The sequence below is a fragment of the Actinomadura rugatobispora genome (genome assembly GCF_055379765.1).
This window is the reverse complement of record NZ_AP029191.1, coordinates 10796244-10819629: the sequence shown is the minus strand read 5'-3', so window position 1 is coordinate 10819629 and position 23386 is coordinate 10796244. Positions and strand designations below refer to the sequence as shown.

Below are 23386 nucleotides of genomic sequence, written 5' to 3'. Positions count from 1 at the left end.
GTGCGCCGCTACGCCGCCGGCAGGTGCCTGCTCGCGGTGGCGCAGTGCCTGGCGGTGCTGGTCGCGGTCTTCGCGCTCGGCACGCTGCTGCCGGGTGACACCGCCGACGTCCTGCGGGGCGAGCACGGCACGCCGGAGCAGGTCGCCGCGCTCCGCGAGGGGCTCGGACTGGACGAGCCCGCCTGGCAGCGGTTCGGGCAGTGGCTGGGCGCGCTGTTCGCCGGCGACCCGGGCAGGTCTCTGATGACCGGCGTCCCGGTGAAGGAGGAGATCGGGCGCCGCGTGCTGGACTCGGCGGTGCTGGGCCTGCCGGCGCTGGCCGCCGTGATCGTGCTGGCGCCGCTGCTGGGCGTCGTCACGGGCCTGCGCGAGGGCACGCGGCTCGACCGGGTGCTCAACGCGGTCGCGGTGCTGCTGCATTCGGTGCCGGAGTTCGTCCTGGGACTGCTGCTGGTCGCCTCGTTCTCCCTGGCCGCGGGGCTGCTGCCCGCCACCGCCGTCGGGCTGGAGGGGGCGGCGCTGCTCGCGCACCCTTCCGTGCTGGTGCTGCCGGTGACGGTGCTCGCCGCCCGCCACCTGTGCGACCTGGCGCGGCAGATACGCGCCGGGATCGCCGCCCAGCGGGACGGGCCCGTGGCCGAGCACCTGAGGCTGCTGGGCCAGCGCGAGCGGACCGTGGTGCTGCGCCATGTGGTCCCCAACGCGCTCGGCCCGGCCGTCCAGCAGTTCGCCCGCTGCGTGGAGGGGCTGCTGGGCGGGGCCCTGCTGGTGGAGTCCCTGTTCGGCGTCCAGGGCTTGGGGACCGGCTTCGTCGAGGCCGTGCAGAACCGGGACGCGCCGCTGGTGCAGACCTACGCGCTGCTGTTCGCCGGGACCGCGGTCGCGGTTCACCTGGCGGCCGATCTGGTGTCCACCGGCTGGCGCCGCGCAGGGAGGTGACGGCATGACCGCCCGCCTCCGGGGCGTGCTGGAAGGGGTGCTGCTGGGGTTCCCGATCCTGGTGGCGCTGGCCGGGCCGCTGGTGGCGGGCCCGGTGGACGCGCCCCTGTCCGGCGCCGCGGCTTCGCCCTCCCTTCCGCCCGGCGGGGGCCATCCGCTGGGCACCGACGTGCTGGGGCGGGACATGCTGGCCTTGGTGCTGCGCGGCGGGGTCTCCGTGCTGGGCACCACGGCGGGGGCGCTGCTGCTCGGTTACACCGCCGGGGTCCTGCTCGGCCTGCTGGCCGCCGGGTCGCGCCGGCCGGTGGACGAGGCCGTCATGCGCACCCTCGACCTGCTGCTGGCCTTCCCGGGCCTGCTGCTCCTGGTCACCCTGGCCGCCACCGACCGCAGGCAGTGGTACTGGCTGGTCGCCGCGGCCGGCCTGCTGCAGATCCCGCCCATCGCGCGGCTGGTACGGGGAGCGGCCCTGGCGCCCGCGTCCCGCACGACCGTGGAGGCACTGCGCATGCAAGGGCATCGCTGGGCCTACATCCACCTGCGCCACCTGGCCCGCGAGGTCGCCGCTCCGATCGCGACCGACGCAGGCACGCGCTTCTCGGTGGTGCTCTACCTGCTGGCCTCCGCGAACTTCCTCGGCCTCGGGCTGCCCTCGTCCTCGCCGGACTGGGCCGTGCTCATCGAACGCAACAGCGACGCGATCTTCGCCCAGCCCGCCGCCGTGCTCGTTCCGGCCGCACTGCTGATGTCCCTGTGCGTGGGCGGCAACCTGCTCGTCGACCACGCCCTGGCCCGCAGGAGGCTCATCCCGTGACCGGCACTCCGCTGCTGCGGATCGAGCGCCTGTCGGCGCGCGTCCACGGCACAGACCTCCGGCTGCTGCAGGACATCGACCTGACCGTGTCCGCGGGCTCCGTCGTCGCGGTCGTCGGCCCGTCCGGCAGCGGAAAGACCACCCTGGGACTGGCGGCGCTCGCCGCCGCCCGCGCAGGCATACGGCTGGACGGCCAGGTACTGCTGGAGGGCACCGACCTGCTGCCTCTCCCCGAGCCCCGCCGCCGGGCCCTGAGAGCCGGCACCGCGGGCCACCTTCCCCAGCACCCGGAAATCGTGCTCGACCCGATCCGGCGCATAGGAAGCACTCTCGGCGAACTCGCCGCGCTCCAGCACCGCGCGCGGCCGGCCCGCGCGGCGGCCGTGGACGCGGCGCTGGCAAGCGCGGGACTGCCGGAGCCGGCGCTCGCCCGCCGGCTGCCCCACCAACTGTCCGGCGGACAGCAGCAGCGCGCGGCCCTGGCCTCCGCCCTGGTCACCGGCGCCCGTCTCCTGGTCCTGGACGAACCCACCAGCGGCCTCGACCCCATCACCGCCACCGCCCTCGGCCACCGCCTGCGCGCCCTGGTCGCCGGCGGCACCGGCATCCTGCTGCTCAGCCACGACCTGCCGTTCACGCGGATGCTGGCCGCGCAGGTGGCGGTGCTGGAACAAGGCCGCATCGTGCGGCAGGGCCCGGCGGCACAGGTGCTGGGCGGACCACGCGCCACGGCAGCCCACGGCATGCCGAACGCCGGGGCCGAGCCGGCGGCGGCTCGTGGCGACGGCGTCCAGGCGATCGCCGTGGCCGTACGCCGCCGTACCGGGACGTCCCCGTTGCCGGGACCGGTGACGATGTCGTTCCCGCCCGGCAGCAGGACCGCGCTGATCGGCCCGTCCGGCGCGGGCAAGACCACCTTCGGCCGCCTCCTCGCCGGACTCGTCCCGTCCGGCTCGGGGCGCCTCGCGCACAACGGCGTCCGGCTGCCGGCCCGGATCCAGCGCCGGAATCCCGCCCAGCGCAGGACCGTCCAGTACGTCCATCAGAACAGTGCGGACTCCTTCGAAGGGCACCGGCCGCTGCTCGGGCAGATCGCCGCCGCCGGACGGCTGCTGCGCGGCATGAGCGCGCAGGACGCCGAAGCCGAGGCGCACGTGATCGCGACGCGGCTCGGTCTCGACGACGACCAGCTCGCCAGGACTCCGGGCCGGCTGTCCGGCGGCCAGCTCCAACGCTGCGCACTGGTCAGGGCGTTGATGGCCCGGCCCGCACTGCTGGTGTGCGACGAGGCGACGTCGGCGCTGGACGCCCTGGCCCGCGAACGGGTCCTCGGCGCACTGCCGGACCTGCTCGCCCCGTCCGCGACGGCGCTGCTGTTCATCACCCACGACCTCGCCGCGGTCAGGGAGATCGCGCACACGGTCGCCGTCTTCGACGCCGGGCGCTGCGTCCAGCACGCTCCCACGGCCGAGTTCTTCCGGTCGCCCGCCCCGGGAGCGCCCACCCTGCTCGTCCGGTCCGCGAATGCGCACAGCGACGCCTGAGGCCGTTCGGAAGGTGCAGAATACGAGGCGACGCCCACCGGACCGAGGGAATATGTTCTGAGCATGATCCGTAGTCCGGTGGGCGCCGCGGCTTGTCAGGCCGCCGCCGTGCTCCTGGCGGCGGCGAGGCGGGCGGCGACGTCGTTCCAGTTCACCAGGTCCCACAACTTCTCGACGTAGTCCGGCCGGACGTTGCGGTACTGCAGGTAGTAGGCGTGCTCCCAGGCGTCGAACACCAGCAGCGGGGTCGCCCCGATGCCGACGTTCCCGTGGTGGTCGTACACCTGCTGGACGATCAGGCGCCGCCCGAGCGGTTCCCAGCCCAGCACGCCCCAGCCCGAGCCCTGCACGGTGGCGGTGGCCGAGGTGAGCTGCTTCCTGAAGCCCTCGAACGAGCCGAAGTGCTCGTTGATCGCGGCCGCCAGGTCGCCGTCGGGCCGGTCGCCGCCGTCGGGGGACAGGTTGTCCCAGAATATGGTGTGCAGCACGTGGCCGGACAGGTTGAACGCCAGGGTCTTCTCCAGGCCGACCAGCCCGCCGAGCTGGTCCTTGTCGCGCGCCTCCTCCAGCTTCTCCAGCGTGTCGTTGGCGCCCTTGACGTAGGCGGCGTGGTGCTTGGAGTGGTGCAGCTCCAGGATCTCCCCCGTGATGGCGGGCTCCAGGGCGGCGTAGTCGTAAGGAAGGTCGGGCAGCGAGTACGTCATGCCGCCACTATTGCAAACTTCTCGCAACTGCATCAAGGATGCGACGATGCCGCCGTGGCAGCGCCCCTCGCCTCCGCCGGGCGCCGGGACCTCTCGTGAGTTGTCAGGCGCGGAGGCGGTCGTTCGCGTCGGGCAGGCAGCGCAGGAAGGACTCCACGAGCGGGCCCGGATCGGCGTTCCAGACCGCGTACAGGTCCAGCAGCGGGACGGGGTCGTACAGGCGGACCGTGGTGGTGCCGGGCCCTCCGGGGGCCGCCTGAGCGAAGCCGCCGCGGAGCGCGGAGGCGAAGCCGACCAGCGGCTTGACGGCGGCGATGATCGCGGTGGCGCCCGGGTCGTCGACCTCCTCGGCCACGTTCAGCCGGATGCCGCTGGCGCGCGCGGCGGAGAAGATCGCGTCGTACATCGCCGACGACTGGGCCCGGTGGAACAGGATGCAGCTCTCCCCCGCCAGTTCCTCGAACGGCACCCCGTCCCGGCCCGCCCAGCGGTGTTCCAGGCCCACCACCGCCACCAGCGGGACCCGCAGCAGGCGGCGGCTGCGCAGGCCGTTCGAGGCGGGCTCGCCGTAGACCATGGCGACGTCCAGGCGGCCGTCCTGGAGCGCGGCCAGCTGCGGTCCCGTGCGCATCTCGGCCATGACCACGTCGACCTCGCGGTGGCGGGCGTCGAAGCGGGCCAGCGTGCCGGGCAGCACCCGGCGGCCCGCCGGGAAGTTGTACCCCACCCTGATCGTGCCCGCGCGGCCCGCCGCGGCGGCCCGCGCCGCCTCCTCGGCCCGCTGGACGCGCTCCACGATGTCGCCGGCCAGCTCGCGGAAGACCACGCCCGCCGGGGTCAGCCGGACCTCGCGCGAGTTCCTGGAGACCAGTTCCACCCCGACCGAGCGTTCCAGCTGCCGCAGGTGCTGGCTGAGGGACGGCTGCGCCAGGTGGAGGCGCGCCGCGGCCCGGCCGAAGTGCAGCTCGTCGGCGATGGCGAGGAACGATCTGACATGGCGCAGTTCCACGCGGGCGACGCTAACCTGGGCGGGCGAGCACCCGGTGAACGGTCCGGAACCCCGGTATGACGCGTGACACCCCTGCCGCCCCTCGCCCGCGGGCCCCGCATCAGGGGAGAATACTATTCTCCTAACGAGCAAGTGAGATTTCGCCGCCGCGGGCGGCCCGCGCCCGGCCGGCCCGCCGGGCGTGCCCGCGGCGCGAGCGCGAAGGGATGTCGCAGTGAGCGTCAACGCCGACCAGGAAACCGACCAGGAAAGCCGACGGCACATCCTCCGGGAACTCGGCCTCACGACCCGGCAGGTCGGCGAGGAGCTGCACGGCTCCGCCGTGATCACCCCCCACATGCACGTGCCCGGCACCCCGCACCTGCGGACGTCGATCCTCGCCACGTGGGCCGACACCCTCACCGGCCTCCTGGCCGCGGGGACCATGGCCCCGCGGGTCCCGGTCACGATCGAGCTCGACGTCCACCTCTACCGGCCGGCGCCCTCCTCGGGGCGGGTCCTGGGGTTCGCCAGGACGATCAAGGCCGGTCGTTCGATCTTCGTCGCCGGGGTCGACTTCACCACCGAGGACGGAGAGCCGATCGCCATCGGCGCCGGATCGTTCATGCTCGCGCCCGACCCGTCCGTCCGGCTGCCGGGCCGGCTCAGCGTCGACATGCCGCCCCCGCAGGAGCTGCTCTCGGTCCCGCTGGCCGAGCGGGCCGACTGCCGCCGGACGGAGCCGGGAGTGGCGGTCCTCCAGCGCTCCGACGACGGGCTCAACGCCTCCAACACCGTCAACGGCGGGCTCATCGCCCTGGTCGCCGAAGAGGCGGTGCTGTCGCTGGCGCCGGGCGGCACGCTGTGCTCGCTCGGGCTGCGCTACCTGCAGCCCGTCCGCGTCGGGCCGGTCGTCGCCACCGCCGAGCTCAACGCGGGCCTCGGCCGGGTGAACCTCCGCGACTCGGGCAACGGCGACCGCCACTCGGTCGCCGCCAGCGCCAGGACCTTCGGAGCCTGACCCCGCGCCCGGCGCCACCGGCGCCGGGCTTCCCGGTCACCAAGGGACCACCAAAAGGGGTATTTCCTACTTTTTCCATCTAGACAGTGGGGAATATCGGTGCAAGCATGATCACATGACTCCGGGATGCGATCTGGTGGCGCGGCGCCACGTGGATCTTCTGCGCGTGTGCAGCGCGTGCTGTCGGTAGCGACCGCGCACGGCCCCACCGCTCCCCCGTCACCGCCCTGTCGGGCGCCTGCCCCCGTGTGACCTGAGCAAGGAGTAGGCATGTCCTCGTCCAGCCCCCCGCACCCGGTGCGATCCGCCCTCCGAGCGGCTCGCCCTCGCAACGCCCGCCCGCCCCGTATTGTGCTGACCTCCGCCGCGGCACTGCTGGCCCTGTCCGCGACGCTGACCCCAGCGGCGAACGCCGAGGAGAGCACCGACGCGGCCCTGGAGTGGTACGACGCCACGGCCGAGACGATCGCCGCCGCCGGGGCGCCGACCCAGTCCACCAACAGCCGCACCTGGGCCATCGGCTGGCTGTCGGCCGCCCGCGCCCTGGGCTCGCCGCCCGCGGACGTGAACCGGCGCCACTTCCAGGACGCGGCGCTGGCGAGCGCCGTGCACGCCTCCCTGGTCGCCCTGGTGCCCGCCCGCGCCGCGGAACTGGACGCCGCCCTGAGCCGTACCCTGGGCCGGATCCCCGACGGCCCGGCGGAGGAGCGGGGCGTCGCGGCCGGACGGCAGCAGGCCCGCCAGGTGCTGGCGTCCCGTGAGGGCGACGGCCTGGACCCGGCCTCGGTCAACGAGGCCTTCCCCGTCCCCGAGCCCAAGCCCGGCATCTGGCAGCCGACGCCGCCCGCCTACGCCGCAGCGACGCAGGCGGGCAACCGGAAGGCGCGTCCCTTCCTCCTGGAGAAGGCCGACCGGTTCAGGCCGGGCCCGCCGCCCGCGCCCGGCTCCCGCCGCTACCGGTCCGACCTGGCCGAGGTGCGCGCCTACGGAGCGGCCGACAGCACCGTGCGGACGGCGCGGCAGACCGAGACCGCCGCCTTCTGGTTCGGTTCCTCGCTCACGCTCTACACCGAGCCGCTCCGCGTCGCGCTGGCGCGGTCGCAACGGCCGGTGGCGGCGCGGGCGTCGCTGGTCGCGCTCTTCCACGTGGCCCTGGTGGACACCCAGATCGCCACGTCCGACACCAAGTACGCCTACGTGAGCTGGCGTCCCGTCACCGCGATCCGGTCCGCCGGCTCCGACGGCGATCCCGCCACCTCGCCCGACCCGGACTGGACGCCGCTGCACGTCACGCCCGCGCACCCCGACTACCCGAGCGGGCACAACACCTACTCGGGCGCGGCCGAGGAGGTGCTGACCGCCCTCACCGGCCCGCGCACCGCGCCGTTCCCCCTCACCAGCCCCACCGCGCCCGGGGTCACGCGCACCTACACCGACTGGCGCACGCTGACGCTGGAGAACGTCGACGCGCGCGTCTGGTCGGGCATCCACACCCGTTACGCGGACGAGGTCGGCGTCACCCTCGGCCGCGACGTCGCCCGGCACACCCTCCGCAACGCCGGCGCCCTGTTCCGGTAGGGCCCGCGCACGGCCGAGCCGCGCCCCTCACACCGCGGTGTCCGCGTGGGAGGGGGGCGCGGGGTCGGTCGCGGGCCGCCAGCCCAGCTCGGGCGCGATCAGCGTGCGGACGTCGTGCAGGATCTGCTCGTAGTCGTGCGCCTCGAACTCGTAGGGCAGCTCGAGGCGCAACTCGGACACGGCCGCGACGGCGGCGTCGGCCCGCAGCCGCTCGACGATCTCCTCCGCCGGGCCGACCAGGTCGGGGGCGAACACGAACCGGTGCTCGCCCTGCGGCGCCAGGGTGCGCTCGTGCCGGCCCGCCGCGTAGGCCCGGTAGCGGTCCCGGGTGGCGGCGTCCGCGCCGTCGAACGGGACGATCACCCGGCCCAGCGCCACCCGCCCCGGCCGCCCGGGCGCGAGCAGCCGCCGGTACTCGGTGATCTGCGCGAGCTGCGCGGTCACGAAGTCGTCGGTGCCCTCCCCCCGGACGATGTTGCCGGTCAGCAGGTTCAGCCCGTGCTCGGCGGCCCAGCGGACCGAGCGCAGGCTGCCGCCGCCGTACCAGACGCGGTCCAGCAGGCCCGGGCTGTGCGGCTGCAGCCTGGGCCGCTGGACGTTGCCCGGCGAGTGGATCACGGTGTCCGGGCCGCCGAGGAACTCCCCGCGCAGATGCTCCAGCAGGCGGGCGATGCGCCCGTACGCCAGGTCGTAGCCGCGCCAGTCGCCGTCGTGGACCAGGTCGCCGAGCAGCTCGGCGTGCGGCATCCCGGTGCTGAACCCCGCCTGCAGGCGGCCGCGGGACAGCACGTCGGCGGTCGTGAGGTCCTCGCCCAGCCGGAACGGGTTCTCGTAGCCGATCGGGATCACCGCGGTGCCCAGCTCGAGGCGGCGGGTGCGCTGCCCGGCGGCGGCCAGGAACACCGCCGCCGAGGAGACGCCGTGCTCCAGGTGGCGCTGCCGGATCCAGGCGCCGTCGAAGCCCTCGTCCTCCCCGAACTCGAACAGCCGGAGGGTCGCCTCCAGCCCGGCGTACGGGTCGTCGTCGCGGTAGTTGCCCGGGCTCAGGAAGGACAGGGAACGGATCGCGTTCATGCGTCAGCCGTGCTCGTAGGGGATCTTCTCGCCCGCCTCGACGGCGACCGGCAGCCGGTTCTCCGCGGGCGGCAGCGGGCAGGTCGCGAAGGCGGTGTAGGCGCAGGGCAGGTTGGCGGCGCGGTTGAAGTCCAGCGTCACCGTGCCGTCGGCGGCGGGCGCGTCGATCTGCAGCGCCCGGTTGGCGGCGTAGGTGGTGACGCCCGAGGTCGCGTCGGTGAACAGCACCAGCAGCGCGCCGGGCGCCGCGCCGTTGAACGCGGTGAGGCTCAGGGCCTGCCCGTCAAGCTCGAACTCGACGCGGCCGGGCGCGTCGTACACGTGCTGCAGCCCCTCGACCGCGGCGCCGACCGTCGTCGGCCGCGGCTCGTCGAAGGGGACGTAGCGGCCGGTGGTGACCCAGCGCGGGTCCGGCGGGAACGCGGGCGTGCCGGCGAAGCCCGTCCGCAGCGGGTGGTCCGGGTGCCGCGGCCGGACGATGTCGTGCCCGCCCCGCTTGGCGACCTCGATCGCGGCGTCGCCCCACAGGACGGTCACCCCGCCGCGTTCGGGCAGCACGCCGAACCGGTGCTCGCCGCGCACCGGCGAGCCGTCCACGACGATCTCCTCCCCCTCGCCCAGGGTGACGGCGACGCCGTCCGGCCCGGTCGACCAGGTGCCCGGGGCGCCGTCGAAACGCTCCGGCTCGCCGCCCAGCCAGTGCAGGCCGGTGATGGCGAGGAAGCCGTGCGGTTCGGCCAGGCGCGCCTCCTGCGCGCGGTGCCAGACGTGCCACTCCTCGATGAACGCGTCCAGGTCGGTGCCGGTGCTCGCGGCGGTCATGTCGTCTCCTCGATTCTCGGTCGCTCGTCACGGCGTGGGTTCGGAACGGAGCCGGCGCGCGCACGGGCGCCGGGGATGGCGGCCAGCAGTTCACGGGTGTACGGGTGGGCCGGGGCCGCGAAGATCTCGCCGGTCGTGCCCGTCTCGACGATCCGCCCGTCCTTCATGACCGCGACCCGGTGCGCGATCTGCCGGACGACGGCGAGGTCGTGCGAGATGAACAGGTAGGCCACGCCGGTGCGTTCCTGGAGCTCGGCGAGCAGCTCCAGCACCTGGGCCTGCACGGACACGTCGAGGGCGGAGACCGGCTCGTCGCACACCACCAGGTCGGGGCCCAGCGCGAGGGCGCGCGCGATCGCGACCCGCTGCCGCTGGCCCCCGGACAGCTCGGCGGGCCTGCGGTCCAGCGTCGAGGCCGGCAGGGCGACGCGGTCGAGCAGTTCCCGGGCGCGGGCCGAGCGCGCGGCCCGGTCGCCGACCCGGAAGGCCCGCAGCGGCTCGGTGATCACCTCGCCGATCGAGAACCGCGGGTCGAGCGAGGCGTAGGGGTTCTGGTAGATCAGCTGGGCCCGGCGGCGCAGCCGCCGCAGCCCGTTGCCGCGGACCGCGGTGACGTCCTCGCCGTCGAAGACGATCCGCCCCGAGGACGGCGGGACCAGGCGCAGCACCAGCCGGGCCGTGGTCGACTTGCCCGATCCCGACTCTCCGACCAGCGCAAGCGTCCGTCCGCGGTGGATCGTGAGGCCGACGTCGTCGACGGCGCGCACGGTCCGGGCCGTCCCCCGCCCGTGGGGCAGCGGGAACTCCTTGACCAGGTGCTCGGTGACGACCAGCGGCTCCTCCTCCGACGCGGCCGGGGCCGGGGCCGGGAGGCCCTCTGGGCGCGGTGCCGGCTCGGCCACGGCCAGGCTCGGCGCGTTCCGCAGCAGCCGCCGCGTGTAGGGGTCCCGGGGGTCCCCGAGGATCCGCCCGGCCGGTCCCTCCTCGACGACGCGGCCCCCCGACATCACCGCGATGCGGTCGGCGCGGTCGGCGGCCACGCCGAGGTCGTGGGTGACCAGCAGAACGGCGCTGCCGAGCTCGCCGGTCAGGTCCTGGAGGTGGTCGAGGATCCGGCGCTGGACGGTGACGTCCAGGGCGCTGGTCGGCTCGTCGGCGACGATCAGCTCCGGCCCGGCGGCGATGGCGATCGCGATCAGCGCGCGCTGCCGCATGCCGCCCGACAGCTCGTGCGGATACTGCCGGGCCCGCACCCGCGGGTCGGGCAGCCCCGCGCGCTCCAGCACCTCCACCGCCTCCAGCGGCGCCGAGCGGCGGGTGGCCAGCCCGTGCAGGCGCAGCACCTCGGCCACCTGCTCGCCGACCCGCTTGACCGGGTTGAGGGAGACCGCCGGGTCCTGCGGGATCAGCCCGATCCGGGCGCCCCGGACGGTGCGCAGCTCGCGCTCGGACAGGCCGGTCAGGTCCCGGTCGCCGAACAGGATCCGGCCCGCGTCGATGGCGGCGTTGCCGGCCAGCAGCCGGGTGACGGCGTGCGCGGTGGTGCTCTTGCCCGACCCCGACTCCCCCACCAGCGCGACGATCTCGCCCGGACGCACCTCCAGGGCGACGTCCCGGACCGCGGACACCAGGCCGGTGCGCGTGCGGTACGAGACCGACAGGCCGGCCACCTCCAGCAGCGCGCCCTCCGCCCGGCCGCCGCCGCGCTCGCCGTCGCTATCGGTCATCGCTGCTTCGCCCACTCTCCGTCCAGGGCCCGGGCGATCCGGTTGGTGGCCAGCACGGTCGCCACGATCGTCAGCCCGGGCAGGGCGGTCAGCCACCAGGCGTTGGCCAGGTAGTTGCGTCCGTTGGAGATCAGGCTGCCCCATTCCGGGGCGGGCGGCGCCGCGCCGTACCCGAGGAAGCTCAGCGACGACACCGCCAGGATCGCCCCGCCGAAGTCCACCGTGGCCAGCACCAGCACCGGGCCGATCGCGTTGGGGAGCACGTGCCGTCCCAGCACGCTGTACCAGCGCGTCCCGCAGGAGCGCGCCGCCTCGACGAACACGGCCTGGCGGACGCGCATCACCTCGGCCCGCATCACCCTGGCGAACGCCGCGACGCTGGCGATCCCCACCGCGACCGCGACCTTCACCGTCCCGTAGCCGAGCGCGGTGACCAGCGCCAGGGACAGGAACAGCGCCGGTATGGACAGCAGCACGTCGACGAACCGCATCAGGACGTCGTCGACCCACCTGCCGACGAACCCGGCCAGCAGGCCCAGCAGGCCGCCGATCACGAAGGCGACCGCCAGCGCGATCAGCGTGGCCTGCAGCGACAGCGCGGCGCCGTGCACGACCCGGGCGTACAGGTCGCGGCCGAGCTCGTCGGTGCCGAACCAGTGCGCGCCGCCGGGCGGGCGGAAGCTCAGCGAAGGCGTCCCCGCCAGCGGGTCGCGCGAGGTGAACAGGCCCGGCAGGAACGAGGCCGTGAACACCGCCGCGATGACCGCCACCGAGACCACCAGGCCCGGCCTGCGCAGGAAGAACCTCCCGGTGCGCGTGAGGTCGAAGCGGCGGTACGGGGTCCAGCGGCCCGCGTCCGGCTCACCGGCCGGGCGTGCGGGGGCGGCGGCCTCGGCCACCGGCTCTTCGTCCAGCGTGCGGCTCATACCAGGCTCCATCGCCGGCTGCCCGCGACCACGATCCGCGGGTCGACCAGCGGGTAGATCAGGTCGACGACCAGGTTGACGAGCACGAAGACCAGCGCCCCGAACACCACCACGCCCTGCACGACGGGGATGTCCTGCGCGGTGACCGCGCTCGCGGTGACCCGCCCCAGGCCGTTGCGGGAGAACACCGTCTCCACGACCACCGACTGGGCCATGAGCTGCCCCACCAGCAGCCCGATGATCGTGAGCGCGGGCAGGGAGGCGTTGCGCAGCGCGTGCCGGAGGTGGATCCGCGCCCGGCCCGCGCCCTTCGCGCGCGCCGTCTGCACGTACGGCTCGTCCAGCGCCCGCGCCAGGCTCTTGGCCAGCACCTGCGCGATGACCGCCCCGGTGGGGATCGCGATCGTCACCGCCGGCAGCACCAGCCCGCGCAGCCCCTCGTTGCCGAACGCCGGCAGCAGCCCGGCCTGGAAGGAGAACACCTCCACCAGCATCAGGCCCGCCCAGAACGTCGGGACCGACACCCCCAGCGGCGGCAGCGACAGCAGCGTCTGGCGCAGCCAGCGCCGGGAGGTGTAGGTCGCGGCCATGGCGAGCCCGCCCCCGGCGAGCACCGCCAGCAGCAGGCCCGCCCCGGTGAGCACCAGGGTCTGCGGCAGCGCCTCGCCGATGGTGGTGGTGACGGACCTGCCGGTGGCCACCGAGTCGCCGAACTCGCCGCGCAGCGCCCTGCCGAGATGCTCGGCGTACTGCACCGGCAGCGGCTCGTCGAAGCCGTACTCGGCCTTCAGCGCCTCGATCTGGGCGGGGTCGATCGCCGCCTGGTCGGCCCCCTGCCCGGCCATCGCCGACACCGGGTCGCCGGGCAGGTAGTGCAGGATCAGGAACGACACCGTGTAGGCCGCCCACAGCACCCCGGCCGCCTGCGCGAGGCGCCTGAGCACGTAACGACGCATGTCTGCGCACCTTTCTTCCGGCGCCCCAGATGGGCTGAGCCGGTCGCCTAACCGATCCAGGTGTCGTGCAGCTGGATGCGGCTCGACGCGTCGAACTTCAGGTCGTGGACCTTCTTGGCCACGCCCAGCACCGTCTGCAGCTCCACGACCGGGATCACGTGGGCGTGCTCGACGACCTGCCGCTGCGACTGATCGACCAGCCGACGGCGCTCGGCGGGGTCGGCGGCGGCGGCCTGCCCGTCCAGCACCTCGTCCAGGGGCGTGGACGGCAGCCGGTAGACGTTCGACAGGCGGGTGGAGAGCGAGGTGCGCAGGAGGTCGGGGTCGGCGCGGGTGCCGTTGCCCCAGATCGCGTCGAAGTCGCCCGACTGCTGGACCTGCGCGAACTGGGCGACCTGCTGCTCCTTGATCTCCACCTGGACGCCCACGGCCTTGAGCTGCTGCTGGATCAGTTCGAGCGAGGGCCGGTTGGTGGGCGCGTTGGCGAACCAGCTGACGGTCACGGCCAGGCGCGCGCCGTCCTTCTGCCGGATGCCGTCGGCGCCGGCCGTCCACCCGGCGGAGTCCAGCAGCGACTTGGCCTTGGCCGGGTCGTGGGCGAGCAGCGACCCGAGGTCGGAGTACCCGGGCGTGGTGTGGGCCAGGATGCTGGTGGCCGGACGGGTCCCGGTCGGGAAGACGGTCTGGGCGATCTGCCCGCGGTCGATCCCCGCGCTGATCGCCTGGCGGACCTTCTCGTCCTTGAAGCGCTCGTTGTTGACGTTGAGGGCGAAGACGAGCCCGGGGTTGGCCCGGGCCGGCAGCTGGACGCCGGCCGCCTTGAGCGCCGCCTCGTCCGCCCGTCCCACGCTGCCGATGGCGTCGACCTGCCCCGACTGCAGGCTGCCGGTCCGCACGCCGGACTCGGGCAGCACCTTGAAGACCAGGCGGTCCAGGTAGGCCCCGCCCTGCTTCTTCCACAGCGACGAACCCCAGGCGTAGCCCTTGCGGTTGGTCAGCGTGATCGACTGGTTCGCCGTGTACTTCGACAGCACGAACGGCCCCGAGCCGATGATCCCCTCGCTGCAGCGCTGCTCGGGCGTCTTGCGCACGCTGGCCGCCGCGACGATCCCGAGCGAATGCGTCGCGGTGGCCTGCAGGAACTGCGCGTTCGGCGTCTTGAAGGCCACCCGCGCCGTGAGGTCGTCGACGGCGGTGGTGCTCTCGTAGCCGTTCAGGTAGCCCTTGGGCAGGATGCCCAGCACGCCCAGCTTGGGGACGGCGTCGAAGTTGGCCTTGACGACCTCCGCGGTCAGCGGCGTGCCGTCGCTGAAGGTCACCCCGGGACGCAGTTTGAAGGTGAACGTCCGCGCGTCCTTGCTGACCGTCCAGCTCTGCGCGAGCCACGGCACGATCTTGCCGGTCGCGGGGTCCTGGTCGGTCAGCGAGTCGACCAGCTGCCGTACCGAGTAGATCGTGTCGTTGCTGCCGACCTGCTGCGGGTCGACGCAGCCGGAGTCCGACCCGACCGCGAAGGTGAGGGTGCCGCCGGTGCGCGGCGCGCCCGCGGCGCCGGCGTCGGCCTCGCCGGAGCCGCACCCGCTCGCCAGTCCCACGGCGACGGCCATTCCCCCGGCCAAGGCTCCGGCACTCCACGTTCGTCTCACGCGCGGTTCTCCCCTTCAGCGGTCCGACCTGCCGACACGGTAGGCAACCAGGCCACTTGCCGTCAATACCTACCAATAAAGTAGGAAACATGAGTTGACATGTCAACTCGCCCGCGCTCATGATGCCCCTGCCCCCGCCGTCCCTGGCCGGCGGGCAAGATCCCTACTTTCCCGATCGTCTGACCGGGGAAATCGCGCTGAGAGAGGGCACCGATGAAGTTCCTGCTCCTGCCGTACGTTCCGAGCCAGGACAAGTCCGACGAGCTCCAGCTGCGGGAACTGGTCGACAACGCCGTCCGCGCCGAGGAGTGGGGCTTCGACGGCTACGGGATCGGGGAACGGCACGACAGGCCCGTCGTGTCGTCGTCCCCGCCGGTCATCCTCGGCCACATCGCGGCCAGGACGTCCGCGATCCGGCTGTTCACCACCGTCACCACGCTCGGGATGCTGGACCCGCTGCGGGCGTTCGAGGACTACTCCACGCTGGACAACCTGTCCGGCGGCCGGCTCGACCTCGTGATCGGCAAGGGCAACTACCCGCGGACGGCCAAGCTGTTCGGCATCACGCCGGAGAACCGCTGGACCCGGCTCCAGGAGAACTACGAGCTGTTCCGCCGTTTGTGGGAGAGCGACGACGTCACCTGGGACGGCCCCCGCGCGCTGGAGAACGCCGAAGCGCTGCCGCGCCCGCTGCAGAAGCGGCTGCGGGTCTGGCACGGCAGCGCCACCAACCTCGAATCGGCCGACTTCGCCGCCAGGCACGGCGACCCGATCTTCTCCGCGAACGGCGGTGGACGGCCCGAGCCGTACGCCGAGTTGGTCCGGCACTACCGGGAGCGGTGGGCGCACTACGGGCACGCCCCCGCCGGCGCGCTCGTCGGGATCGGCACCTCCGGGTACTTCGGCGCGAAGACCTCGCAGGAGGCCGTCGCCCGCTACCGCCCGGTCTTCGAGGCCCTGGTCGCGCTCAACCGCAGGTTCGACGGCGGATCCCTCCCCTTCGACGACGTCACCGAGTGGATCGAGCACAGCTCGGTGCTGGTGGGCAGCCCGCAGCAGATCATCGAGAAGGTGCACGCGCAGCACGCGCTGTTCGGCCACGAGGCGCTGCACATCCACGTCGACGCCAAGATCCTCGGGCGGGACGACTACCTGCGCACCCTCGAGCTCTTCTTCTCCGACATCGCCCCCGTCCTGCGCCGGGAGCTGCCCAGCCGCCCCCTCACCTCGGGCTAGACCGTGTTTCACAGTCCCGGCCCACGGCGTCCTAGACTCCGTCGCATGCACGACGGCACCGGCGAGTGGCTCGACGAGCACGAGGAGCGGGCCTGGCGCGCGTTCTTCGACGCGCAGGTCCTGTTCTGGCGGCGCATGGCGCGCGATCTGCAGCGGGACACCGGCCTCTCCGAACCCGACTTCGCGATCCTCGGCGCGCTGCTGGAGGCGCCCGGCGGGGCGCTGCGCCCGTACGAACTCGGCGGCGTGACCGACTTCGAGAAGAGCCGGCTGCACCACCACCTCACCCGGATGGCCAAGCGCGGGCTGGTCACCCGCGAGTCCTGCCCGGACGTCCCCCGCGCCGCCATCGTCACGCTGACCGCCGAGGGCCGCGCCGCCATCACCGCCGCGTTCCCGCGCCGCGCCGACCACATCCGCCGCCGGCTCATCTCCCCCCTGACGCGGGCCCAGCTCGACTCGCTCACCGAGATCTCCGACCGGATCCAGGCCCCCCTCCGTTCCGACGGGCCGTCCGGGAAGGCGACAACCGACTAATCCCGTCGGTTTAGTCTTGTTTTCCCGTGAGCCCGTCGCTACGCTCGGTCGCGATCCGATCCTCCGGACCATCGAACGCGACCCCTGGAGCGACGCGATGAGCGTGACGGACGAACTGCTGGCCAACGCCGAACGGTACGCGGCCTCCTTCGACAAGGGCGAGCTGCCGCTGCCGCCGGCCCGGGGCTTGGCCGTGGTCGCCTGCATGGACGCCCGCCTCAACCCCTACGGCCTGCTCGGGCTCGCCGAGGGCGACGCGCACGTGATCCGCAACGCCGGCGGGGTGATCACCGCGGACGAGCGCCGCAGCCTGGCCATCAGCCAGCGGCTGCTCGGCACCCGCGAGATCATCCTGATCCACCACACCGACTGCGGCATGCTGACCTTCACCGACGACGAGTTCAAGAACGGCATCCTCGCCGAGACGGGCCAGAAGCCGGACTGGTCCGCCGAGGCGTTCTCCGACCTGGAGGGGGACGTGCGCCAGTCCATCGCCCGGATCAAGGCCGACCCGTTCATCCCGCACACCGACCAGGTCCGCGGCTTCGTCTACGAGGTCGAGACCGGCCGGCTCCGCGAGGTCAAGCCCTGACCCGCGATCACTCCGGGGACGCGTGCTCCCGGGACCCGTGATCGTTCAGGCGGGTCGCGGCGATGCTGCCGAGCAGGCTCATCGCGGTCGCGCTGGGCGTTCCGGGCTCGGCGTGGTAGACGACGAGCTCCTGGCCGGGCGCGGAGCGGATGTCGAAGGTCTCCATCGACAGCGTGATCCGGCCGACCTCGGGGTGGTCGAAGGTCTTGGTCTCCAGCGCCTTGCCGCGCACGTCGTGCCGGGCCCACAGCTCGCGGAACTCCGCGCTCCGCTCCAGCAGCGCGGTGAGCACGGCCCGCACGCGCGGGTCCTCGGGGGCGGTGCCGTGGCCGAGGCGGAAGCCGGCCACCGAGTTGGCCGCCACCCGGGGCCAGTCGGCGTAGAAGCCGCGGGCCCGGGGGTCCAGGAAGATGAGCAGCATCAGGTTGCGCTCCGGGCCGTAGTCGCCGAAGAGCGCGTCGGCGATCGTGTTGGCCGCCAGGACGTCGTAGGCGCGGTTGTAGACCAGGGCGGGGTTCCCGGGCCAGGCGTCCATCAGCCGCAGCAGTGAGGGCTCCACCCGGTCGGCGACCGCCCGCCCGCCGGCCTTCGGCGCGAGCCCGGCCAGCCGGAACAGGTGGGCCCGGCCGTCGCCGTCGAGCCGGAGCGCGACGCTCAGGGCCTCGGCCACCTGCGCGGACGGGTTGCGTTCGCGTCCCTGCTCGAGCCGCACGTAGTAGTCGACGCTGACGCCAGCCAGCATCGCGACCTCCTCGCGGCGCAGGCCCGGCACGCGCCGGTGGCCGACCGCCGGCAGGTTCACCGCGGCCGGGGTGATCTGGGCGCGGCGGGTGGTCAGGTAGTCCCCGAGAGCCGAAGTGCTCATGCCTCCAGCGTAGGGCGCACGCGCCGGACGAGCCTGGGTGCGGCACTCCCAGGAAGCCCGCGACCTGCCAGAACGCTCTCCCCCGCGGGAATCTGGATCGCGGCGGGACAGCGCAGGGCCCCGCTCTCCGACGACGGACGCTGCTGCATGTCTGAAAGCCCAGCCCGGACGATGATCGACTCCCGGGTCGTCTGCGTACACTGACGGTCATGGCATGCCGCATCAGTGAGCTGGTCATCGAAGCCTCCGACCCCGATCGGCTCGCCGCGTTCTGGAGCGAGGTCCTCGGCTACGTCGAACTCGGCCGGGAGGACGACGGAAGCATCGAGATCGGGCCGCCCGACGCCGGCTTCGGCGGCCCGCAGCCCACCCTCGTCTTCAGCCCCAGCGGCGAACCGCGGACAGGGAAGCCCCGGTTGCACATCGATGTCAACGCCACCGACCGCGACCAGGACGCCGAGCTGGAGCGGCTGCTCGCCCTCGGCGCCAAGCCCGCCGACGTCGGCCAGACCGGGACCGAGAGCTGGCACGTCCTGGCCGACCCGGAGGGCAACGAATTCTGCCTTCTGCGCACCCGGCTCCAGCCGCTCTGAACACGCGCACCGCGGACGGCGGGCGGGGCTCGAGAACGCCTAGGCCTGGAGCCGTTTCGCGGCCAGTTCGCGGAGGTCGTTGGTCTTGATCTTCGCGCTGCCGGTGAGCGCGATCTCGTCCTCGCGGAACGCCAGCACATGGCGCGGGACCTTGTAGCTCGCCAGCCGTTCCCGCAGGTAGGCGCGGATCTCCTCGGGATCGGCGGACGCGCCCTCGTGCGGGACCACGCACGCGACCACGACCTCGCCGAGCGTCTCGTGCGGCACGCCGACGGTGTGCGCCACCTTCACGCCGGGATGGCCGGCCAGCGCCTCGCTGACCTCCAGCGGTGAGACGTTGGCCCCGCCGGTCTTGATGATGTCGGTCAGCCGCCCTTCCCAGAAGAGCCGGCCGTCCGCGTCGATGTAGCCGCCGTCGCCCGTGTGGAAGAAGCCCTCGGCGTCGAGCGTCTCGTCGAGCGGGACGCCGATGTAGCCCAGCATGAGCGTGGGGCCCTTGACGCAGATCTCGCCGCGCTCGCCGCGCGGGACGACGGCGCCGGTGAGCGGATCGACGACGCTGACGGTGTTGCCCGGCAGCGGTACGCCGCTGCTGTTCACGTGCACGTCCTCGGGCGTGTCCCCGGGGTAGCCCGTCGAGATGGTGAACGTCTCGGTGTTGCCGTAGGCGTGCCCCGGCTCGAACCACTTGCCCGACGACACCGTGGGGTGGTGCGCCAGCGGGGTGCCGTGGTCGGCGTACCGGACGCTGCTCAGATCGACGTCGCCGTAGTTGGGGGCGCCCTGCAGCTGCGCCCACTGGTGCGGCCAGGCGACCGGGAAGTTGACCCGCTCCTCCTGCATGAGCTCGAGCGCCTCCTCCGCGGCGAACGTCGTCTGCAGCACGAGGCTGCCGCCGCTGGAGAAGGTCGTGCCGAGCGCCATGGCGAAGTTGCCGGACCAGAAGAAGCCGTTGGCCGTCCAGCAGCGGATGTCGTCCTCCGGGCCGAAGACGTACATCCTCCGGAAGCGCCACAGCTGGACCGTGACGCCGCGGTGCGCGCTCAGGATGCCCTTCGGCTTGCTGGTGGAGCCGGAGGAGAAGAAGAGCACGGCCGCGTCGCTCGGCCGCGTCGTCTCCGCCGTCGCCTCCACCAACTCGCGCGGCTCCCCGCGGCCACGGGCCAGGAACGCGTCCCAGGTGTCGATCGCTCCGCCCGGCAGGGCGTCCCCGACCATCGCCAGCCCTCGCAGGAACGGGTACTTCGACGACCGCAGGGCGCCGGGCGCGGCCCGGCCGATCTCGGGCTCCAGTTCGGTCAGGACGGCGGCGAAGTCCTTCTTCAGCACCGTCCGCTCGAACAGCAGCACCGAGACGGCCGAAACCTGCAGCAGGTGGTCCAGCTCGGACGGCGTGGAGAAGGTGCTGAGCGTGACGGCCACGCCCCCGGCGAGCGAGACCCCGAAGACCGCCGCGATCCATTCGGGGCGGTTGGTCATCAGGACGCCGACGCGGCCGTCCTTGCCCAGCCCGGACGCGCGGAGCGCGCACGCCACCTCGACGGCGCGCTCCCACACCTCCGCGTACGTCCAGCGCACGGTGCCCTGCGGCGAGCTCAGGACGAGCGCCTCGCGCTCGCCGTACCGCCGGGTCACCTCACGCAGGTAGCCGGGCAGCGTGAGCGGCCCGAGCCCCGGCTCGGCGTCGAGCGGCGGGCCCGACACGATCGACGGTTCCGGGTTCATCTCGGCGCTCATCGCTCGCACTCCCCATCGTCTCCGGCCGCTAGAACGGCAGTTCGATCTCGGCCGTGCAGACCACCAGCGTGCCGCCGTCCTGGTTGGTGAGGCGCAGCTTCACCTGGACGAGCGGCACGCCCAAGGCGGACTCGGTCTGCTTGTCGACGATCTCGCCGTCGAAGTAGGTCACGTCGCCCTCGAAGGCGGGCAGGCGGAAGTCGGCCTTGGAGTGGCGCACCAGGCCGTCGTGGCCCGCCCAGTAGGCGAGGTAGTCGGTGCACCAGGCGCCCATCGTGGCGCCGTACCCGTAGGCCCGCGCCATGCCGACCTCGCTGGCCTTGTCGGCGTCGATGTGGCCGCGCGAGGGCCCGACGTAGAGGCCGTCGCGCTTGCGCGGGTCGATCCTGGCGCCCTCCTCGTCGAAGGCGAAGCCCTCGACCCATCCCGGGTCCTGGTTGATCCAGGGGTCCTCGATGCCGGGCGGCGCGGTCCAGTGGAAGGTGCCCCAGATGTTGAACAGGAAGGCGCGGTACTCGGTGGTGAAGCTGGCGATGCTGTGCGGTCCGATCACGCGCCGCGGCAGCTTGTCGCCGACGTTCACCTCCTCGAAGTGCGGGGAGGCGCCCTCCCGGTTCGACAGGATCCAGTCGTGCCGGACCTTCTCGACCTCGTTCAGCTCGGTGGGGGTCCAGCGCTTCACCTCGCCGAGCTGGTTCTCGTACATGCCGCGCTTCTCGGCCTCGGAGGCGAGGTAGCGGATCGCGGTCGAGCGCTCGCGCGCCACCAGGGCGCCGTGCTGGTTGGTGTGGGTGGTGTCCCCGCGCGAGAACATCGTGGGTCCGGCGAACTTGGTGTCGGTCACCTTGTAGTCGTGGAAGCGCCGCTCCTGGAACAGCTTGTCCCCGGGCCGCACCGGAACGCCGTAGAACCACCACTCCTCGCCACCGAAGATCAGGTGGCTGCCGGGGATGTACCCCACGCACGCGGGCTGCGCGCCGTGCCCGAAGTCCAGGCCCACCGCGATGGACTGCGGCGCGACGATGCCGCCGAACTTGGACTCGCGGGCGAACTCCTGGTCCCAGTGCAGCGGGTTGGCGTAGTCCATCGCCATCACCCAGCGGCGGATGTCGGAGGAGCTGCACGGCTCCCACAGCTGCCCGCCGCCGACCGGCTTGCCCACGCGGTGGTCGACGTCGGTCAGGTCGAGTTCGGTGATCTCCGCTTTCGAGGACTTCTTGCTCATTGGTGCTCCCGTTCCGTTCCCGCTTCGGCTGCGGCTGCGGTTCCCGATCAGCGATTGACGTCGACGACGATGCGGCCGCGTACCTTGCCCGCCAGGAGCCGCTCCGCCGCGTCGATCGCCTCTCCCAGGGGGATCTCCTGCGCGATCGCGTCGAGCGCGCTCACGTCCAGGTCGCGTGACAGGCGGTCCCAGGCGGTCCTGCGCCGCTCGATGGGCGCCATCACGCTGTCGATGCCGAGCAGGGACACGCCGCGCAGGATGAACGGGGCGACCGACGCCGGGAAGTCCATGCCCTGGGCCAGGCCGCACGCGGCGACCGCGCCGCCGTAGCGCGTCTGCGCGCAGGCGTTGGCCAGGGTGTGGCTGCCGACGGAGTCGACGACGCCCGCCCAGCGCTCCTTCTGCAGGGGCTTGCCCGCCTCGGCGAGCTCCGCCCGGTCCAGCACGGTCGAGGCGCCGAGCCGCGTGAGGTACTCGCCCTCGGAGGACTTCCCGGTCGCGGCGGCCACCTTGAACCCGGCCTTGGACAGGAGCGCGACCGCGACGCTGCCGACGCCGCCCGTCGCGCCCGTGACGAGGACCTCGCCCTGGTCCGGGCTCACGCCGTGGTTCAGCAGGGCGTCCACGCAGAGGCTGGCCGTGTAGCCGGCGGTGCCGATCGCCATGGCCTGCCGGGCGGTGAACGCCGAGGGCAGGGGCACGAGCCAGTCCCCCTTGACGCGCGCGCGCTGCGCGAGACCTCCCCAGTGGGTCTCCCCTACGCCCCACCCGTTGAGCACGACCCGGTCGCCCTTGTTCCAGTCCGCGTGCTCGCTCTCGGTGACGACGCCCGCCAGGTCGATGCCCGGGACCATGGGGAACGTGCGGACGACGGGCGATGTGCCGGTGATCGCGAGGCCGTCCTTGTAGTTCAGCGTCGAGTACTCGACGTCGACGGTGACGTCGCCGTCCGGGAGCCCGGCCTCGTCCAGGCTCGTCAGCGCGACCGTCCGCCCCGCCTCGCCCTTCTCGATGGAAATCGCCGAAAACACTGGTGACCCGCCCTTTCCTTGACCGACCAAGGACCCGTCAGGCCCGTACCGGCGGGCCGCGCGTGCCGCGGATCGGCCCGGTCCGCATCCTGACATGGCCGCATTCATCATTACAAGTATTGCAAGACTATTGCTCTATGTCGGCGCCGCCCCCCACCTCCGGGTGATCGCGGGGCGACGCGACGTGAGCCGGTGACGAAGGCCACGCCGCCTTCCCTGTCCGATCGGTCAGGTCTGACCGATCGGACAGTTAGCGTGGTGCCATGGCACGAACGACCGGCGGGGCGCGCACGTCCGGCGGACTGCGGGAGCGGCTCCTCGCCTCGGCCCTGCGGCTCTTCGTCGAGCACGGGTTCCGCGGGACGTCGCTGGCGGGCATCGCCGCCGACGTCGGCTGCTCGAAGGCGTCGCTGCTGTACCACTTCAGCAACAAGGAGGCGATCCTGGCCGAGCTGCTGCTCCCGATCGGCAGGGAGGTCGCGGCGCTGGACGTCCGCCTGGCCGGCCTCGACGGCGAGAAGGCCGCCGCGGCCACGGTCCACGGCTTCGTCGACCTCACCCTGCGGTACCGGCGCGAGATCAAGCTGCTGTTCGACACCGACGCCGAGTGCCGGCCCGACCTGGAGGTCGAGGGCCTCGAAGGCGTCGAGGAGCGGCTGCTCGACGCGATGGCGGGCCGCTCGGCCGAGCCCTCGGACCGGGTCGCCGCGCTGATGGCGCTCAGCGGCATGTTCGTCACCAGCGCGGCCGACCTGCCGTACGACGACGACACCCTGCGCGCGGCGATGGTCGCCGCCGCCCTGCGGACCCTGGGCCGCGCCCATGACTGAC

22 protein-coding genes are annotated in these 23386 nt (G+C 73.1%); 10 read left to right on the top strand and 12 right to left on the bottom strand.

The window, feature by feature from the left end; all coding sequences use genetic code 11:
• From ACZ466_RS48330 to ACZ466_RS48320, 3 genes are read left to right on the top strand one after another with little or no spacing between them, the layout of a single operon-like run.
• Complete coding sequence (locus tag ACZ466_RS48330; protein ID WP_378288325.1) at positions 1-939, top strand: ABC transporter permease; 939 nt, start codon at positions 1-3, stop codon at positions 937-939.
• Positions 940-943: 4 nt separating this feature from the next.
• Entirely contained in the window at positions 944-1753 is an 810-nt protein-coding gene (locus ACZ466_RS48325) for an ABC transporter permease (RefSeq protein ID WP_378288326.1), read from the top strand.
• A complete protein-coding gene (locus ACZ466_RS48320) occupies positions 1750-3297 on the top strand; it encodes an ABC transporter ATP-binding protein (protein ID WP_378288327.1) in 1548 nt (515 codons plus the stop codon). Before ACZ466_RS48325 ends, ACZ466_RS48320 begins: the two co-directional genes overlap by 4 nt.
• A 95-nt stretch (positions 3298-3392) precedes the next feature.
• Here the strand turns inward: ACZ466_RS48320 and ACZ466_RS48315 are convergent, their stop codons facing one another.
• A complete protein-coding gene (locus tag ACZ466_RS48315; RefSeq protein WP_378288328.1) occupies positions 3393-4001 on the bottom strand; it encodes a superoxide dismutase in 609 nt (202 codons plus the stop codon).
• A 103-nt stretch (positions 4002-4104) separates the two neighbouring features.
• Complete coding sequence (locus ACZ466_RS48310) at positions 4105-5010, bottom strand: LysR family transcriptional regulator (protein WP_378288329.1); 906 nt, start codon at positions 5008-5010, stop codon at positions 4105-4107.
• A 214-nt stretch (positions 5011-5224) separates the two neighbouring features.
• Between ACZ466_RS48310 and ACZ466_RS48305 the strand changes: the two genes are divergently transcribed.
• Both ACZ466_RS48305 and ACZ466_RS48300 read left to right on the top strand, forming a co-directional pair.
• A complete protein-coding gene (locus ACZ466_RS48305) occupies positions 5225-6010 on the top strand; it encodes a PaaI family thioesterase (protein WP_378288330.1) in 786 nt (261 codons plus the stop codon).
• Positions 6011-6280: 270 nt separating this feature from the next.
• The gene (locus tag ACZ466_RS48300) at positions 6281-7588 is read left to right on the top strand and encodes a vanadium-dependent haloperoxidase (protein WP_378288331.1); all 1308 of its coding nucleotides are present in this window, start codon (positions 6281-6283) and stop codon (positions 7586-7588) included.
• A 27-nt stretch (positions 7589-7615) separates the two neighbouring features.
• Here ACZ466_RS48300 and ACZ466_RS48295 read toward each other — a convergent pair whose 3' ends face one another.
• The 6 genes from ACZ466_RS48295 to ACZ466_RS48270 are packed head-to-tail and all read right to left on the bottom strand — an operon-like array spanning position 7616 to position 14739.
• On the bottom strand, positions 7616-8662 hold the full coding sequence (locus ACZ466_RS48295) for an LLM class flavin-dependent oxidoreductase (protein ID WP_378288332.1): 1047 nt from the start codon (positions 8660-8662) through the stop codon (positions 7616-7618).
• 3 nt (positions 8663-8665) lie between these two features.
• On the bottom strand, positions 8666-9484 hold the full coding sequence (locus ACZ466_RS48290) for a DUF1684 domain-containing protein (protein WP_378288333.1): 819 nt from the start codon (positions 9482-9484) through the stop codon (positions 8666-8668).
• Positions 9481-11211 carry a dipeptide ABC transporter ATP-binding protein gene (locus ACZ466_RS48285; protein WP_378288334.1) on the bottom strand — a complete coding sequence of 577 codons (1731 nt, stop codon included), beginning with the start codon at positions 11209-11211 and terminating at the stop codon, positions 9481-9483. Before ACZ466_RS48285 ends, ACZ466_RS48290 begins: the two co-directional genes overlap by 4 nt.
• Positions 11208-12137: an ABC transporter permease gene (locus tag ACZ466_RS48280; protein WP_378288335.1), complete on the bottom strand. Its 930-nt coding sequence runs from the start codon at positions 12135-12137 to the stop codon at positions 11208-11210. Before ACZ466_RS48280 ends, ACZ466_RS48285 begins: the two co-directional genes overlap by 4 nt.
• Positions 12134-13093, bottom strand: coding sequence for an ABC transporter permease (locus ACZ466_RS48275; RefSeq protein ID WP_378288336.1), 960 nt, complete (start codon positions 13091-13093; stop codon positions 12134-12136). The genes ACZ466_RS48280 and ACZ466_RS48275 overlap by 4 nt, the downstream gene beginning before the upstream one ends.
• A gap of 47 nt (positions 13094-13140) precedes the next feature.
• A complete protein-coding gene (locus tag ACZ466_RS48270; protein WP_378288337.1) occupies positions 13141-14739 on the bottom strand; it encodes an ABC transporter substrate-binding protein in 1599 nt (532 codons plus the stop codon).
• 213 nt (positions 14740-14952) lie between these two features.
• On the opposite strand from ACZ466_RS48270, the gene ACZ466_RS48265 reads away from it, so the two are divergent.
• The 3 genes from ACZ466_RS48265 (at position 14953) to ACZ466_RS48255 (ending at position 17104) form a co-directional block, all read left to right on the top strand.
• Complete coding sequence (locus ACZ466_RS48265) at positions 14953-15975, top strand: LLM class flavin-dependent oxidoreductase (protein WP_378288338.1); 1023 nt, start codon at positions 14953-14955, stop codon at positions 15973-15975.
• Between the two features lie 45 nt (positions 15976-16020).
• Positions 16021-16512 carry a MarR family winged helix-turn-helix transcriptional regulator gene (locus ACZ466_RS48260; RefSeq protein WP_378288339.1) on the top strand — a complete coding sequence of 164 codons (492 nt, stop codon included), beginning with the start codon at positions 16021-16023 and terminating at the stop codon, positions 16510-16512.
• Positions 16513-16609: 97 nt separating this feature from the next.
• Positions 16610-17104 (top strand): beta-class carbonic anhydrase, encoded by a 495-nt coding sequence (locus tag ACZ466_RS48255; protein ID WP_378288340.1) that lies wholly within the window; start codon positions 16610-16612, stop codon positions 17102-17104.
• A gap of 7 nt (positions 17105-17111) precedes the next feature.
• Here the strand turns inward: ACZ466_RS48255 and ACZ466_RS48250 are convergent, their stop codons facing one another.
• Entirely contained in the window at positions 17112-17969 is an 858-nt protein-coding gene (locus ACZ466_RS48250) for a helix-turn-helix domain-containing protein (RefSeq protein ID WP_378288341.1), read from the bottom strand.
• A 209-nt stretch (positions 17970-18178) separates the two neighbouring features.
• Here ACZ466_RS48250 and ACZ466_RS48245 point away from each other — a divergent pair, with 209 nt between their 5' ends.
• Positions 18179-18562, top strand: a complete 384-nt coding sequence (locus ACZ466_RS48245; protein ID WP_378288342.1) for a VOC family protein — start codon at positions 18179-18181, stop codon at positions 18560-18562.
• Positions 18563-18601: 39 nt separating this feature from the next.
• Here ACZ466_RS48245 and ACZ466_RS48240 read toward each other — a convergent pair whose 3' ends face one another.
• The 3 genes from ACZ466_RS48240 to acuI are packed head-to-tail and all read right to left on the bottom strand — an operon-like array spanning position 18602 to position 22555.
• Positions 18602-20299, bottom strand: a complete 1698-nt coding sequence (locus ACZ466_RS48240) for a class I adenylate-forming enzyme family protein (RefSeq protein WP_378288343.1) — start codon at positions 20297-20299, stop codon at positions 18602-18604.
• Positions 20300-20327: 28 nt separating this feature from the next.
• A complete protein-coding gene (locus ACZ466_RS48235) occupies positions 20328-21524 on the bottom strand; it encodes an FAS1-like dehydratase domain-containing protein (protein ID WP_378288344.1) in 1197 nt (398 codons plus the stop codon).
• A gap of 47 nt (positions 21525-21571) precedes the next feature.
• A complete protein-coding gene (acuI, locus tag ACZ466_RS48230) occupies positions 21572-22555 on the bottom strand; it encodes an acrylyl-CoA reductase (NADPH) (RefSeq protein ID WP_378288345.1) in 984 nt (327 codons plus the stop codon).
• 263 nt (positions 22556-22818) lie between these two features.
• Here acuI and ACZ466_RS48225 point away from each other — a divergent pair, with 263 nt between their 5' ends.
• Positions 22819-23385 (top strand): TetR/AcrR family transcriptional regulator, encoded by a 567-nt coding sequence (locus tag ACZ466_RS48225; protein WP_378288346.1) that lies wholly within the window; start codon positions 22819-22821, stop codon positions 23383-23385.
• The last annotated feature ends 1 nt before the right edge of the window (position 23386 follow it).

What these genes read in the sequence shown, in the direction of transcription:
- ACZ466_RS48265 (WP_378288338.1), top strand. Translation starts at nt 14,953, where the DNA reads ATGAAGTTCCTGCTCCTGCCGTACGTTCCGAGCCAGGACAAGTCCGAC.
- ACZ466_RS48325 (WP_378288326.1), top strand. Translation starts at nt 944, where the DNA reads ATGACCGCCCGCCTCCGGGGCGTGCTGGAAGGGGTGCTGCTGGGGTTC.
- ACZ466_RS48300 (WP_378288331.1), top strand. Translation starts at nt 6,281, where the DNA reads ATGTCCTCGTCCAGCCCCCCGCACCCGGTGCGATCCGCCCTCCGAGCG.
- ACZ466_RS48240 (WP_378288343.1), bottom strand. Translation starts at nt 20,299, where the DNA reads ATGAGCGCCGAGATGAACCCGGAACCGTCGATCGTGTCGGGCCCGCCG.
- ACZ466_RS48280 (WP_378288335.1), bottom strand. Translation starts at nt 12,137, where the DNA reads ATGAGCCGCACGCTGGACGAAGAGCCGGTGGCCGAGGCCGCCGCCCCC.
- ACZ466_RS48250 (WP_378288341.1), bottom strand. Translation starts at nt 17,969, where the DNA reads ATGAGCACTTCGGCTCTCGGGGACTACCTGACCACCCGCCGCGCCCAG.
- ACZ466_RS48285 (WP_378288334.1), bottom strand. Translation starts at nt 11,211, where the DNA reads ATGACCGATAGCGACGGCGAGCGCGGCGGCGGCCGGGCGGAGGGCGCG.
- ACZ466_RS48290 (WP_378288333.1), bottom strand. Translation starts at nt 9,484, where the DNA reads ATGACCGCCGCGAGCACCGGCACCGACCTGGACGCGTTCATCGAGGAG.
- ACZ466_RS48260 (WP_378288339.1), top strand. Translation starts at nt 16,021, where the DNA reads ATGCACGACGGCACCGGCGAGTGGCTCGACGAGCACGAGGAGCGGGCC.
- ACZ466_RS48235 (WP_378288344.1), bottom strand. Translation starts at nt 21,524, where the DNA reads ATGAGCAAGAAGTCCTCGAAAGCGGAGATCACCGAACTCGACCTGACC.
- ACZ466_RS48225 (WP_378288346.1), top strand. Translation starts at nt 22,819, where the DNA reads ATGGCACGAACGACCGGCGGGGCGCGCACGTCCGGCGGACTGCGGGAG.
- ACZ466_RS48295 (WP_378288332.1), bottom strand. Translation starts at nt 8,662, where the DNA reads ATGAACGCGATCCGTTCCCTGTCCTTCCTGAGCCCGGGCAACTACCGC.
- ACZ466_RS48255 (WP_378288340.1), top strand. Translation starts at nt 16,610, where the DNA reads ATGAGCGTGACGGACGAACTGCTGGCCAACGCCGAACGGTACGCGGCC.
- ACZ466_RS48245 (WP_378288342.1), top strand. Translation starts at nt 18,179, where the DNA reads ATGGCATGCCGCATCAGTGAGCTGGTCATCGAAGCCTCCGACCCCGAT.
- ACZ466_RS48275 (WP_378288336.1), bottom strand. Translation starts at nt 13,093, where the DNA reads ATGCGTCGTTACGTGCTCAGGCGCCTCGCGCAGGCGGCCGGGGTGCTG.
- ACZ466_RS48315 (WP_378288328.1), bottom strand. Translation starts at nt 4,001, where the DNA reads ATGACGTACTCGCTGCCCGACCTTCCTTACGACTACGCCGCCCTGGAG.